The 12829-nt window shown below is 69.6% G+C and carries 11 protein-coding genes; 3 read left to right on the top strand and 8 right to left on the bottom strand.

Annotation, left to right across the window (positions count from 1 at the left end):
* Positions 1 to 159: 159 nt before the first annotated feature.
* Positions 160 to 624 carry a peroxiredoxin gene (locus tag ACZ6TI_RS23610; protein WP_465347289.1) on the bottom strand — a complete coding sequence of 155 codons (465 nt, stop codon included), beginning with the start codon at positions 622 to 624 and terminating at the stop codon, positions 160 to 162.
* 144 nt (positions 625 to 768) lie between these two features.
* Between ACZ6TI_RS23610 and ACZ6TI_RS23605 the strand changes: the two genes are divergently transcribed.
* Positions 769 to 1101, top strand: a complete 333-nt coding sequence (locus ACZ6TI_RS23605; protein ID WP_465347288.1) for an STAS domain-containing protein — start codon at positions 769 to 771, stop codon at positions 1099 to 1101.
* Here the strand turns inward: ACZ6TI_RS23605 and ACZ6TI_RS23600 are convergent.
* The gene (locus ACZ6TI_RS23600) at positions 1098 to 2132 is read right to left on the bottom strand and encodes an ROK family protein (RefSeq protein WP_465347454.1); all 1035 of its coding nucleotides are present in this window, start codon (positions 2130 to 2132) and stop codon (positions 1098 to 1100) included. The genes ACZ6TI_RS23605 and ACZ6TI_RS23600 overlap by 4 nt on opposite strands.
* 124 nt (positions 2133 to 2256) lie before the next feature.
* Between ACZ6TI_RS23600 and ACZ6TI_RS23595 the strand changes: the two genes are divergently transcribed.
* The gene (locus ACZ6TI_RS23595; RefSeq protein ID WP_465347287.1) at positions 2257 to 3780 is read left to right on the top strand and encodes a DUF1800 domain-containing protein; all 1524 of its coding nucleotides are present in this window, start codon (positions 2257 to 2259) and stop codon (positions 3778 to 3780) included.
* A 5-nt stretch (positions 3781 to 3785) separates the two neighbouring features.
* Positions 3786 to 5051, top strand: coding sequence for a DUF1501 domain-containing protein (locus ACZ6TI_RS23590; RefSeq protein WP_465347286.1), 1266 nt, complete (start codon positions 3786 to 3788; stop codon positions 5049 to 5051).
* A gap of 4 nt (positions 5052 to 5055) precedes the next feature.
* Here the strand turns inward: ACZ6TI_RS23590 and mmsB are convergent, their stop codons facing one another.
* Genes mmsB through araB form a run of 6 tightly spaced genes read right to left on the bottom strand, consistent with a single transcriptional unit; the run spans position 5056 to position 12762 of the window.
* On the bottom strand, positions 5056 to 6303 hold the full coding sequence (gene mmsB, locus ACZ6TI_RS23585; protein ID WP_465347285.1) for a multiple monosaccharide ABC transporter permease: 1248 nt from the start codon (positions 6301 to 6303) through the stop codon (positions 5056 to 5058).
* Positions 6300 to 7811: a multiple monosaccharide ABC transporter ATP-binding protein gene (mmsA, locus tag ACZ6TI_RS23580; protein ID WP_465347284.1), complete on the bottom strand. Its 1512-nt coding sequence runs from the start codon at positions 7809 to 7811 to the stop codon at positions 6300 to 6302. The genes mmsB and mmsA overlap by 4 nt, the downstream gene beginning before the upstream one ends.
* A gap of 11 nt (positions 7812 to 7822) precedes the next feature.
* A complete protein-coding gene (gene chvE, locus ACZ6TI_RS23575) occupies positions 7823 to 8950 on the bottom strand; it encodes a multiple monosaccharide ABC transporter substrate-binding protein (RefSeq protein WP_465347283.1) in 1128 nt (375 codons plus the stop codon).
* 37 nt (positions 8951 to 8987) lie between these two features.
* Positions 8988 to 10469 (bottom strand): L-arabinose isomerase, encoded by a 1482-nt coding sequence (araA, locus tag ACZ6TI_RS23570; protein ID WP_465347282.1) that lies wholly within the window; start codon positions 10467 to 10469, stop codon positions 8988 to 8990.
* On the bottom strand, positions 10466 to 11140 hold the full coding sequence (locus ACZ6TI_RS23565) for an L-ribulose-5-phosphate 4-epimerase (protein WP_465347281.1): 675 nt from the start codon (positions 11138 to 11140) through the stop codon (positions 10466 to 10468). Before ACZ6TI_RS23565 ends, araA begins: the two co-directional genes overlap by 4 nt.
* Entirely contained in the window at positions 11137 to 12762 is a 1626-nt protein-coding gene (gene araB, locus ACZ6TI_RS23560) for a ribulokinase (protein WP_465347280.1), read from the bottom strand. Before araB ends, ACZ6TI_RS23565 begins: the two co-directional genes overlap by 4 nt.
* Between the last annotated feature and the right edge of the window lie 67 nt (positions 12763 to 12829).

The following is a 12829-nucleotide window of genomic DNA, read 5'->3' as shown; positions in this document are numbered from 1 at the left end:
AGTCTGACTGGTTCCGCCGCGTTTCGGGCGGGAGTGGGCACGGGCGTGGCCGGGTGGGCGCATTGCCTTGGACGCGCAGCGGCCTTGATGTGGTCGCCCGGCACCTCGGCGTGAGCTGCGGTCCGCACCACCCACCCCGCTACGACCGGAATTCGATCTTCAGGAAGTTCTGGCCTGGAGGGTGAGAAGCGCCTGGTTGGCGTGTTCCTGCATGTTGGACTCGCTGTGGATGACGTCCAGGACTCGGCGGTCCGTGTCGATCACGAAGGTCATCCGGCGGGTGCTCAGCGGGCCCAATGGCAGCTTGCGGCGCACGCCCAGGGACTTGGCCACCGCGCCGTCGGGGTCCGAGAGCAGGGGGTAGTCGAAGTTGTTGAGGTCGGAGAACTGGCGCTGCTTGGCGACCGAGTCGCGGCTGATGCCGACGCGCTGGGCGCCGGCCTCGCGGAACTCCGTCGCCAGGTCGCGGAAATAGCAGCTCTCTGCCGTGCAACCGCTGGTCATGGCGGCGGGGTAGAAGAACAGCACCACCGGGCCGTCCTTCAGGAGCTCGGTGAGGCGACGCGGCTTGCCGTCCTGGTCCGCCAGCTCGAAGTCTTCGACGAGATCACCTTTGTCGGTCACGTCGAGCAAGGTTACTCGCGCGTTCGGTGGAACGTCGATCAAGGTCGGGCTTCGGCGCGCGAGGATTGCTCGCATAGGCTGTTAACCAGCCGTTGACCCTGCGACCCACTGTCCCCCGTCCGCACCATCGAAAGCGACACCGCCATGCAGGTCTCGGTCGCGCACCATCCACCGAACACGGCCGTTCTGACACTGCGCGGCTCACTCGACATCGACACCGCGCCCGCGCTCAAGGCGAACCTCGCCCGGCTTGTCGAACGGCCCGCGCCCCGGGTCGTCGTGGACCTGTCGGGGCTCGACTTCTGCGACTCGATGGGTGTCGGGGTGCTGGTCACCGCCCACGGCCGCGCGATGGAGCGCGGCGGGTGGGTGCGGCTGGCGGCGCCGACCGGGTTTCTCCGGCGGCTGCTCGACACGCTCGGGCTGACCGAGTATCTGTCGCTGCACCCGGACGTCGAGACCGCGCTGAAAGATTAGCCCGCGCGCACCTTCTCCAGGGCGGCCACCGCGGCGCCTCTGGCCCCGGCCATGTCCAGGTCGGGGACCAGCGCGAACTTCGCCGCGGCGGCCTGCTCCTGGCGCAGGTCGGTGTGCTCGCGCACGGTGTTGAGGAACCACTGCCGGAAGTGCGGCGCGGCTTCGACCACGCCGCCGCCCAGGAAGTACGCGTGCGGGTCGGTGAAGTTCGCAGCGATGGTGAACAGCTTGCCGATCGCCCTCGCCTGCTGCCCGAACACGGCCAGCGCCAGCGGGTCCTCCTTCTCGCCGTAGCCGCGCAGCAGCTTGGCCGCCTTCCCCAGCGGCACCTGGGCGAGCGGGTGGTCCGGGAACTTCGTCAGCCAGAACGGCAGCAGGTTCTTCTTGATGCCGGTCAGCGACGCGATGCTCTCCACGTCGCCCTCGAAGCCGCAGTTGCATTGCGGCACCGGCTGGCCGTCCTCGAGCACGCCGTGCAGCGGGATCTGCACGTGGCCCAGCTCGCCGGCCATCCCGGCGGCGCCGCCGACCACCTTGCCGGCCTCGACCACGCCGCCGCCCAGCCCGGTGCCGACGATCGCGGAGACCGAGCCGCGGTCCAGGGCGTCCGCGCCGAAGTGCCGGTGGTGCGCGTAGAGCGCGGCCGCGTTCGCGTCGTTGTTGTAGATCACCGGCAGGCCGATGCGCGCCTCCAGGGCGCCGCGGATATCGAAGCCGTGCCAGGAGACCTGGTTGAAGTTCGTCGAGCCCTTGGACGAGATCACGCCGTCGGCGCTGGCCGGGCCCGGTGTGTCCAGCCCGACCGCGCGCACCAGGGTGCGCGGGGTGCTGGTCATCGTGAGGATGCCGCCGAGCGCCTCGGCCAGTTGCTCGACCGCGGACTCCGGCCCGTCGGTCACCAGGCTCGGGTTCTCCACCAGGTGATCGACGAGGAACTGTCCCGTGGCGTCGAGGACGGTGGCGTTGTTGCAGGTCCCGCCGTTGTCCAGACCGACGACGACCCATGATGCGGGGGTGCGTACCGCTTCCATGTGATCCACACCACCGAGCGTACGTCCGGCGTGCCGTGCCCGGAACGGGTGCCCACGGATTGCGCATCGGTTGCCTCATCACGGAACCGCGATTCGCTGCTCAGCGCCGGTCGAACGTGCTGGCATGCAGATGCCGAAGACCTCGCGCCGGACCGTTCTCGCCACCGCCGCTGCCGCCGCCGGCGGCATCGCACTGGGCACCGGGAACAGCGAAGCCGCCTACGCCGCCGGGCCGGCCAACCTGCTGCACGACGACCAGATCGCGCACCTGCTGCGGCGGGCCACCTTCGGCGCCACCCCGGCCACCCTCGCCGAGGCCACCAAGCTCGGCGTGGCCGGCTGGCTCGAGCAGCAGCTCAAGCCGGCGGCGATCGCCGACTCCGTCTGCGACGGCGTGCTGGCCAAGCTGCCGATGGCCGGCGCGGACATCGCGACCGTGCGGGCCACGCTCAAGGTGCACTCGTACGAGTCGTTCCAGCAGCTCGGCCGGGCCACCGTGGCGCGGGCGATCTGGAGCAACCGGCAGCTGTTCGAGTCGACGGTCAACTTCTTCTCCAACGTGCTGCACATCGCGGCGCCGTCCTCCGGTGTCTGGGACAGCCGCGCCGACTACGACCAGAAGGTGATCCGCAAGCACGCGTTCGGCACCTTCGCCGACATGCTCAAGGCGTCCGCGAAGCACCCGGCGATGCTGACCTACCTGGACAACCGTTCGTCCACCAAGGCGCAACCGAACGAGAACTACGCCCGCGAGCTGATGGAGCTGCACACCGTCGGGATGATCTACAGCGAGGCGGACGTGAAGGCGGCCGCGCGGCTGCTCAGCGGGATGACGGTCAACAGCGCCGGACAGTACGCGTACACGTCGTCGAAGCACGCCACCGGCGCGGTGAGCATCCTCGGCTTCCAGCACGCCAACGCGACCGCCGAGGGTGGCGAGGCGGCGTCCCTGGCGTTCCTCGATCACCTGGCCAGGCACCCGGCCACGGCGACCCGCCTGGCCACCCGGATGTGCCTGCGGTTCGTGGCCGACGAGGCGCCGGCCACCCTGGTCGCCAAGCTGGCGCAGGTCTACCTGGACAACGGCACCGCGATCGCGCCGATGCTGCGGGCCCTGTTCACCTCGCCGGAGTTCGCCGCGTCGGTGGGCCAGAAGCAGCGGACGCCGTTCGAGGACCTCGCCGCCACCGTGCGGACGCTGGGCCTGACCCCGGAGAAGGACGGCGTGAAGTCGCTGGACGCGCTCTACAACATCCTGGTCGACGCCGGGAACGCGCCGCTGCGCTGGGCGCCGCCGAACGGCTTCCCGGACGTGGCCGCCGCCTGGGCCTCCCCGTCGGCGTTCCTGATGCGCTGCAACAGCCACCTGAACCTGGCCGCCGGCTGGTACCCCAGCCAGCTCGTCCGCCCCGCCGACCTGCTCAAGTCACTGGTGCCCGTGCTGCCCGCCACGTACGGCGCACTGGTCGACGCGCTGGCCGTGCGTCTCGTCGGCACCAAGCTGCCGGCCGCGCACACGGCCGCCGTGCTCAGCGTCGCGGGCAAGCTGCCGACGAGTTCTCTGAGCAGCACCGACAAGTCGCTCGCGGGCCATGCTCCGTACCTGATCGCGTTGGTCCTCGACGCGCCGACGTTCTCCCTGAGGTGATCGTGATGGAAACCAGCGGTTGTGACGAGATCAAGTCGCTGAGCCGGCGCGGCCTGCTGGGCCGCACGCTGGCGGTCGGCGGTGGCGCCGTGCTGGCCGGGCTGGCCGGCGAGGGCCTGTCCACCCAGATGGCGTTCGCCGCCGAGGGTTACGCCGGCGACACCCTGGTGGTGCTGTCGCTGCGCGGCGGCTTCGACGGGCTGTCCGCGATCGCCCCGATCGGCGACCCCGACTACTACAGGGCCCGGCCCAGCATCGCCCTGCCGAAGAGCCAGGTGATCGCGGGCGACGGCACGTTCGGGCTGCACCCGGCGCTGTCCCCGCTGCTGCCACTGTGGAACGCCGGGCATCTGGCCGCGGTGCACGCGGTCGGTCAGCCGGACCCGACCCGGTCGCACTTCGCCGCGATGGAGGAGATGGAACGCGCCGCGGCCGGCACCTCGGTGCGCACCGGCTGGCTGGACCGGATGCTCGGCGGCACCGGTGTGACCGCGCCGCTCGGCGGGGTGTCGCTCGGCAACGCCATGCCGAGCCGGCTCTTCGGCGGCCCGGCGAACGACGTCGCCATGGCCTCGCTGGACAAGTTCACGCTGGCAGGCGAGAGCACAAAGCGGCCGATGGCCGCGGCACTGCGCAAGATGTACGCGGACGCGCCGCCCCTGCTGGCCGCCCCCGCCGTGGCCGCGGACAACGCCCTGACCGCCGCAACCGGCCTGCGCGGCGTCGCCTACACCCCGGCCAACGGCGCCGTCTATCCGGCGACCCCGCTCGGCACCGCCCTGCGCGACGTGGCCCGCCTGATCAAGGCGAAGGTCGGCCTGGCCGCCGCCGCGGTGGACTCCGGCGACTGGGACATGCACGAGGGCCTGGGCAACGCCGTCAAGGGCGCCCGGATGTTCGACAACCTCTACGCCACCTCGGAGGCGCTCGCCGCCTTCGCCGCGGACCTCGGCCCGGACGGCATGAAGAACGTGACCCTGGTGACGATCAGCGAGTTCGGCCGCCGGGTGGCGGAGAACGGTTCGAAGGGCGTCGACCACGGCCACGGCAACGCGATGCTGCTGCTGGGCGGCGGAGTGAAGGGCGGCAAGGTCTATGCCGCGTGGCCGACCCTGGCGCCGGGCGCACTGGCCGACGGCGACCTGGCCGCGACCACCGACTACCGCGCGGTGATCGGCGAGATCCTGCAGAAGCGCTGCGGATTCGGGGCGCTGGACGGCGTGTTCCCGTCCATCGCCCCATCCTCCTTCGGACTGGCCGCTGCCCGCTGAGTGATCAGCGGGCGGCGCCCGCCCGCCGCTTCGTCCACACGTCGAACGCGACCGCGGTGAGCAGCACCGCGCCCTTGACGAACAGGACCGTCTCGGACTGCGCGCCGATCAGGCTCATGCCGTTGTTGATCACGCCCATGATCAGGCCGCCGGTGATCGCGCCGACCACCTTGCCGACGCCGCCCTGCACCGCGGCGCCGCCGATGAACGCGGCCGCGATGGCGTCCAGCTCGAACTGGTCGCCGGCGGTCGGGTTGGCCTGGTTGAGCCGGCCCGCGAAGATGACGCCGGCCAGCGCGGCCAGCACACCCATGTTCACGAAGATCCAGAAGATCACCGACTTGACCTTCACGCCGGACAGCGTGGCGGCCTGCAGGTTGCCGCCGACGGCGTAGATCTGCCGGCCGAACACGGCCCGGTTGGTCAGCACCGAATAGGCGATGACCAGCGCCGCGAGCAGCACCAGCACCCACGGCAGGTTCTTGAACCGGGCCAGCTGCACGATCACGAACATCAGCACGACCGCGGCCAGGGCGATCTTCATGACGAACAGCGGGAACGGCTCGACCGCCTGCTCATAGCGCAGCCGGGCGGCCCGGGCGCGCCACTGGGTGACCACGATCGCGGCCACCGCGGCGATCCCGATCAGGATGCTGAACAGGTCGGCCCCGCCCAGCGCGCCGAGCCCGATGTTGCCCAGATAACCCTCCGTGAAGCCGTTGGAGAGCGTCCGGACCTCGTCGGGGAACGGCCCGATGCCCCGGTTGCCCAGGATGGTCAGGGTGATCGCCCGGAACAGCAGCATGCCGGCCAGCGTCACGATGAACGCCGGGATGCCGAAGTAGGCCACCCAGTAGCCCTGCCACGCGCCGATCAGCCCACCGGCGATCAGCGTGATGAGCAGCGCGAGCGGCCACGGCATCCCGTTGTTGACCATCAGCACCGCGGACAGCGCGCCGCAGGCCGCGACCACCGAGCCCACCGACAGGTCGATGTGCCCGGCGATGATCACCAGGATCATCCCGATCGCCAGGATCAGGATGTACGAGTTCTGCACGATGATGTTGCTGATGTTCTGCGGCGCCAGCAGGTCACCGCCGGTGAGCACCGTGAACAGCAGCACGATCAGGGCGAACGCGATGTAGATGCCGCTCTGCCGCAGGTTCAGCGAGAAGCGGCGTGGCCCGGGAGCCCTGCCCTCCGGGATCGGGTCGACCGCGAGGTCGGCATTGGTGGGTGCGACGCTGGTCATTGCACCTGCCCTGCGGTCATGAGCGTCATCAGGCCCTCCTGGGTCGCGTCCGCCCGGGGCACCTCACCGGTGATCCGGCCGGCCGACAACGTGTAGATCCGGTCGCACAGCCCGAGCAGCTCGGGCAGCTCGGACGAGATGAGCAGCACCGCTTTGCCCTCGTCCGCGAGCCGGTTGATGATCGTATAGATCTCGTATTTGGCGCCGACGTCGATGCCTCGGGTCGGCTCGTCGAGAATCAGCACATCGGGGTTCGTGAAGATCCACTTGGACAGCACGACCTTCTGCTGATTGCCGCCGGAGAGCTTGCCGGTGATGCTCGCGACGCTGGGCGCCTTGATGTTCATCGACTGGCGGTACTCCTCGGCGACCTGATATTCGCGATTCTCGTCCACCCATCCGCTCTTGGCGAGCTTGCGCAGGCCGGCGGCGGACACGTTGCGCTTGATGTCCTCGATCAGGTTGAGGCCGTAGCGCTTGCGGTCCTCCGTGGCGTACGCGATGCCGTGTTTGATCGCATCACTCACCGAGCGCAGGTGGATCTCGCGGCCGTCCTTGATGATCCGGCCCGAGATGCCGGTGCCGTAGGCCCGGCCGAACACGCTCATCGCGAGCTCGGTGCGCCCGGCGCCCATCAGCCCGGCCAGCCCGACGATCTCGCCCCGCCGCAGCGACAGGTTGGCGCCGCGGACCAGGACCCGGCCGTGCTGGGTGGGGCTGTGCACGGTCCAGTCCTCGATCCGCATCACCTCGTCGCCGATCCGCGGCTCCCGGGGCGGGAACCGGTGATCGAGGTCGCGGCCCACCATGCCGGAGATGATCCGGTCCTCGGTGACGTCGCCGGCGGCCATGTCGAGCGTGGTGATGGTGCGGCCGTCGCGCAGGATCGTGACCCGATCCGCGATGGCCAGCACCTCGTTCAGCTTGTGCGAGATGATCACGCAGGTGATGCCCTCGTCACGCAGCCCGCGGATGAGGTCGAGCAGGTGCGCCGAGTCCTCGTCGTTGAGCGCGGCCGTGGGCTCGTCCAGGATCAGCAGCTTGACCTCCTTGGAGAGCGCCTTGGCGATCTCCACGAGCTGCTGCTTGCCGACCCCGAGGTCGACCACCGGGGTGACCGGGCTGTCCGTCAGCCCCACGCGGCGGAGCAACTGCCCCGCCGCCTGGTTGGTGCGGTTCCAGTCGATCATGCCGCGCTTGGACTGCTCGTTGCCGAGGAAGATGTTCTCCGCGATCGAGAGGTTCGAGGCGAGCGCCAGCTCCTGGTGGATGATGACGATGCCGCGGTGCTCGCTGTCCCGGATGCCGGTGAACCGGCACGGCTCGCCGTCGAATGAGATCTCCCCCTCGTACGAGCCGTGCGGGTACACCCCGGAGAGCACCTTCATCAGCGTGGACTTGCCCGCGCCGTTCTCTCCGCAGATCGCGTGGATCTCGCCACGCTCCACGTCCAGCGTGACATCTTGAAGAGCCTTCACCCCGGGGAAGGTCTTCGTGATGCCACGCATCGACAGGATCGTCACTTCAGGTCCGAGTCCTTGTAGTAGCCGGTCTCGACCAGGGCCTTCTCGTAGTTGGTCTTGTCCACGATGACCGACTCGAGCAGCATCGACGGCACGACCTTGACGCCGTTGTCGTAGTCCTTGTCGTTGTTCGTGGTCGGCTTCTGGCCCTTGAGCACGGCGTCGGCCATCGAGACGGTGGTCTTGGCCAGCTCGCGGGTGTCCTTGTAGATGGTCGAGTACTGCTCGTCCGCGATGATCGACTTCACCGACGCCAGCTCGGCGTCCTGTCCGGTGACGACCGGGTAGGGCTGACCGGCCGTGCCGTAGCCGTTGCTCTTGAGGGCGGAGAGAATGCCGATCGAGAGCCCGTCGTACGGGGACAGCACGCCCTGCACCTTGAGGCCCGAGCGGTAGGTCGAGGTGAGCAGGTTCTCCATCCGGTCCTGCGCGGTCTTCGGCTGCCAGCGCAGGATCGCGATGGTCTTGAAGTCGGTCTGGTTGCTGGGCACCTTGAGCGTGCCGTCGTCCAGGTAGGGCTTCAGCACCGACATCGCGCCGTTGTAGAAGAACGTGGCGTTGTTGTCGTCCGGCGAGCCGGCGAACAGCTCCACGTTGAACGGGCCCTTGGCGGAGCCCTTCGAGCCGTCCGCGTTGAGCACCTTGAGCCCGGTGAGCAGCGAGGTGGCCTGCTGCACGCCGACCTTGAAGTTGTCGAAGGTGGCGTAGTAGTCCACGTTAGGGCTGTTGCGGATCAGCCGGTCGTACGCGATGACCGGGATCTTGTTGTCCGCGGCGCTCTGCAGCTGGGTGGTGATCGCGGTGCCGTCGATGCTCGCGATGATGAGCAGCTTGGCGCCCTTGGTGATCTGGTTGTCCAGCTGGTTCACCTGGGTCGGGATGTCGTCCTCGGCGTACTGCAGGTCGACCTTGTAGCCCAGCGCCTCGAGCTGCTTCTTCAGGTTGTCGCCGTCCCCGATCCAGCGCTCCGAGGAGCGGGTGGGCATGGTGACGCCGATCAGCGCGCCGGCGCTGGTGCCGGCGGACGTCTGCTGGTCGACGGTCTTCTCGCTGGAGCCGCAGGCGGCCAGCGAAACGGCCAGGACAGCGGCCGAAGCCACCGCGGCCAGACGGGTGTACCTCATGTGAGTGCTCCTCTTATTTTTCGGGGGGCCGTGCAATCTACAGGGATCGGGCGAGTCGGTAGTAGGCGGCATTCCACCGGATACGGTCAGCGAACGCCTCGGTACTGGTGGTGGAGTCGATGAGCAGCAGTTCGGTCTGCAGCATGTCGGCGAAGTCGCGCAGCGTCTCGGTGCCCACCGCCATCGTGAGCACGGTGTGGTGCGGACCGCCGGCGGTCAGCCAGCACTCCGCCGACGTGCTCAGCGACGGCTTCGGCTTCCACACCGCGCGGGCCACCGGCAGCTTGGGCAGCGGTTCGTCCGGCGCGGTCACCTCGACCTCGTTGGCGACCAGCCGGAAGCGGTCGCCCATGTCGGCCAGGCCGATCGTCACGCCGGGGCCGGGGGCGGCGTCGAAGACCAGCCGCACCGGGTCCTCGCGGCCGCCGATGCCGAGCGGGTGGATCTCCGCACGCGGCCGCGCCACGGCGATGCTCGGGCAGACCTCGAGCATGTGCGCGCCGAGGATCTTCGGCTCGCCCGGCCCGAAGTGATAGGTGTAGTCCTCCATGAACGAGGTGCCCCCGGGGGCCATCGCCTTGACCGCGGCGAGCAGCGCGGACGTCTTCCAGTCGCCCTCGCCGCCGAAGCCGTAGCCGTCGGCCATCAGCCGCTGCACCGCCAGGCCGGGCAGTTGCCGCAGCCCGCCGAGGTCCTCGAAGTTCGTGGTGAACGCGCCGAAGCCGCCGTCGGTCAGGAAGCGGCGCAGGCCGGCCTCGATCCGGGCGGCATAGCGCAGCGACTCGTGCCGGTCGCCGCCGCGGGCCAGCTCCGGCGCCAGCTCGTACGCGTCCGCGTAGTTCGCGACCAGGGCGTCCACCTCGTCGTCGGCCACCGCATCGACGAGCGCGACCAGGTCGTTCACCCCGTACGTGTTGACCGAGACCCCGAACCGCAGCTCCGCCTCGACCTTGTCGCCCTCGGTGACCGCGACGTCCCGCATGTTGTCGCCGAACCGGGCCAGCCGCATCCCGCGCAGGTGCTGCAGCCCGGTGGCGGCGCGCCCCCAGCGGTTGATCCGCTCGACCACGGACGGGTCGCTCGCGTGCCCGGCGATCGTCTTGCGGGCCACGCCGAGCCGCGACTGGATGTAGCCGAACTCGCGGTCGCCGTGCGCGGCCTGGTTGAGGTTCATGAAGTCCATGTCGATGGACTCCCACGGCAGCGCCGAGTTGAGCTGGGTGTGCAGGTGCAGCAGCGGCTTGCGCAGCGCGTCCAGGCCGGTGATCCACATCTTGGCCGGGGAGAACGTGTGCATCCAGGCGATCACGCCGATGCAGGCCGGGTCGGCGTTCGCCTCCAGCATCACCTGGCGGATCGCGCTGCTGCTGGTGAGCGTGGGCTTGCCGACCAGCTCGGCGACCAGCCCGGCGTCGGTGAGCATGTGCTGGATCTGCTGCGACTGATCGGCGACCTGGTCGAGGGTCTCCTGCCCGTAGAGACCCTGACTGCCGGTGAGGAACCAGATCTGGGGTTTCACGCTCGTGGCTCCTGTCCGTAGACGGTCTGGTAGCGGTCGTACAGGGCGTCGATGTGGTGCTGCTCGATCGCCACCGGGGTGCCGAGTTGCCGGGAGATGTGCACCGTGCGGGCCACGTCCTCGAGCAGCACCGCGGACTTGACGGCCGATGTGGCGTCCGTGCCGACGGTGAACGGGCCGTGGTTGCGCATCAGCACCGCGGTGGACCGGCTGCGGCCCAGCGTCTCGACGATGCCGTGGCCGATCGAGTCGTCACCGATCAGCGCGAACGGCCCGACCGGGATGTCGCCGCCGAACTCGTCGGCCATCATGGTGAGCACGCACGGGATCGCCTCGCCGCGCGCCGACCAGGCGGTGGCATAGGTCGAGTGGGTGTGCACCACCCCGCCGATCTGGGGCATGTGCTTGTAGACGTAGGCGTGCGCGGCGGTGTCCGAGGACGGGTTGAGGTCGCCCTCGACCAGCTTGCCCTCCAGATCGGTGACCACCATGTTGTCCGGGGTGATCTCGTCGTAGGAGATGCCGGACGGCTTGATCACCAACAGATCGGCGCCGGGCACCCGGGCCGAGACGTTGCCGGCCGTCCAGACCACCAGCTCGTTGCGGGGCAGTTCGGCGTGCAGCGCGGCGACCTGCACCCGGAGCTTCGCGATGTCCTGGGCCAGGGTCACGCGGTCACCGCCCGGCGCTGGATGGCGCGCAGCTTGCGCATCACCTTGTTCCCACCCCGCCCGAAGTAGTCGTGCAGCTTCACGTACTCCGCGTAGAGCTCGTCGTAGACCGCGGAGGCCGCCGGGTCGGGCTGCCAGACGTCCGCGTTCTTGCTGCCCATGGCCGCGGCCGCGGCCCGCACGTCCGGGTACGCGCCGGCCGCCGCCGCCGCGTGGATCGCCGAGCCCAGCGCCGGACCCTGGTCCGACCCGATGGTGGACAGCGGCATCTTCAGCACGTCCGCGTAGATCTGCATGACCAGCGCGTTCTTCAGCAGCCCGCCGGCCGCGATGAACTCGTGGACCGGCACGCCGGCCTCGATGAACGTCTCGACGATGAGGCGGGTGCCGAACGCGGTCGCCTCGATCACCGCGCGGTAGACGTCCTCCGGCCGGGTCGCGAGGGTCTCCCCCACCACCAGCCCGGAGAGCTCGTGGTCGACCAGCACCGACCGGTTGCCGTTGTGCCAGTCGAGCACCAGCAGCCCGTGCTGCCCCGGCTTCTGCCCGAGGGCCAGGTCGGTGAGCTGTTCGTGGGTGTAGCCGGGCGGCACCACGTGGGCGAAGATGTCGCCGACCGCGCTCTGCCCGGCCTCGTAGCCCCACAGCCCGGCGACGATCCCGCCGTCCACCACGCCGCACATGCCGGGCACGACGTGCACCTGGTCGGCGTTCATCACGTGGCAGGTCGAGGTGCCCATGATGGCGACCATCTGGCCGGGTTCGAGGGCCTGCGCGGCGGCGTTGGTGACGTGCGCGTCGACGTTGCCGACCGCGACCGCGATGCCCTCCGGCAGCCCCGTCCACTCGGCCGCCTTTGCGCTGAGCCGGCCGGCCGCGTCGCCCAGCTGCCCGATCGGCTGGTCGAGCTTGGTCTCCACGAAGTCGGCGAAGTCCGGGTTGAGCTCGGCCAGGAACTCCCGCGACGGGTACTCCCCGTCCTGCCGGATGCCCTTGTAACCGGCGGTGCAGGCGTTGCGCACATAGTCACCGGTGAGCTGCCAGACGATCCAGTCGGCCGCCTCGACCCAGCGCTCGGTGGCCGCGTAGACCTCCGGGTCCTCCTCCAGCACCTGCAGGCCCTTGGCGAACTCCCACTCCGAGGAGATCAGCCCGCCGTAACGCGGCAGCCACGCCTCTTCCCGCTTCGCGGCAAGGGCGTTGATCCGGTCGGCCTGCGGCTGGGCGGCATGATGCTTCCAGAGCTTGACGTACGCGTGCGGCGAGCTGACGAACCGGTCGACCTCCGACAGCGGCGTGCCGTCGGCCAGTGCCGGGACCATCGTGCACGCGGTGAAGTCGGTGCCGATGCCGATCACCTGGGACGGGTCCACCTGGGCCGCGCGCAGGGCCGCCGGGACCGCCGTGCGCAGCACCTCGATGTAATCCTCCGGCACCTGCAGCGCCCAGTCGTGGCCGAGCGGGGTGCCGTCCGGCAACGTCTCGGTGAGGACCGCGTGCGGGTAGTCGTGCACGGCCGAGCCGAGCTCCGCGCCGTCCGAGACCCGGACCACGACGGCCCGGCCGGAAAGCGTGCCGTAGTCGACTCCGACCACGAATGCCGGCGGTGTGTGCTGCGTCATGAAGCCAGAGTGTGAGCGCTAACAATCAGTCGTGTCAACGGGTCTTGGCAACATTAAGGACACGAGG

The sequence above is a fragment of the Actinoplanes sp. NPDC051388 genome (assembly GCF_055586225.1).
This window is presented reverse-complemented; position numbering and strand designations above follow the sequence as displayed.

Coding starts and splice junctions, on each gene's coding strand:
- mmsB (WP_465347285.1), bottom strand. CDS start 6,303: ATGACCAGCGTCGCACCCACCAATGCCGACCTCGCGGTCGACCCGATC.
- ACZ6TI_RS23605 (WP_465347288.1), top strand. CDS start 769: ATGCAGGTCTCGGTCGCGCACCATCCACCGAACACGGCCGTTCTGACA.
- ACZ6TI_RS23590 (WP_465347286.1), top strand. CDS start 3,786: ATGGAAACCAGCGGTTGTGACGAGATCAAGTCGCTGAGCCGGCGCGGC.
- araB (WP_465347280.1), bottom strand. CDS start 12,762: ATGACGCAGCACACACCGCCGGCATTCGTGGTCGGAGTCGACTACGGC.
- chvE (WP_465347283.1), bottom strand. CDS start 8,950: ATGAGGTACACCCGTCTGGCCGCGGTGGCTTCGGCCGCTGTCCTGGCC.
- ACZ6TI_RS23600 (WP_465347454.1), bottom strand. CDS start 2,132: ATGGAAGCGGTACGCACCCCCGCATCATGGGTCGTCGTCGGTCTGGAC.
- mmsA (WP_465347284.1), bottom strand. CDS start 7,811: ATGCGTGGCATCACGAAGACCTTCCCCGGGGTGAAGGCTCTTCAAGAT.
- ACZ6TI_RS23595 (WP_465347287.1), top strand. CDS start 2,257: ATGCAGATGCCGAAGACCTCGCGCCGGACCGTTCTCGCCACCGCCGCT.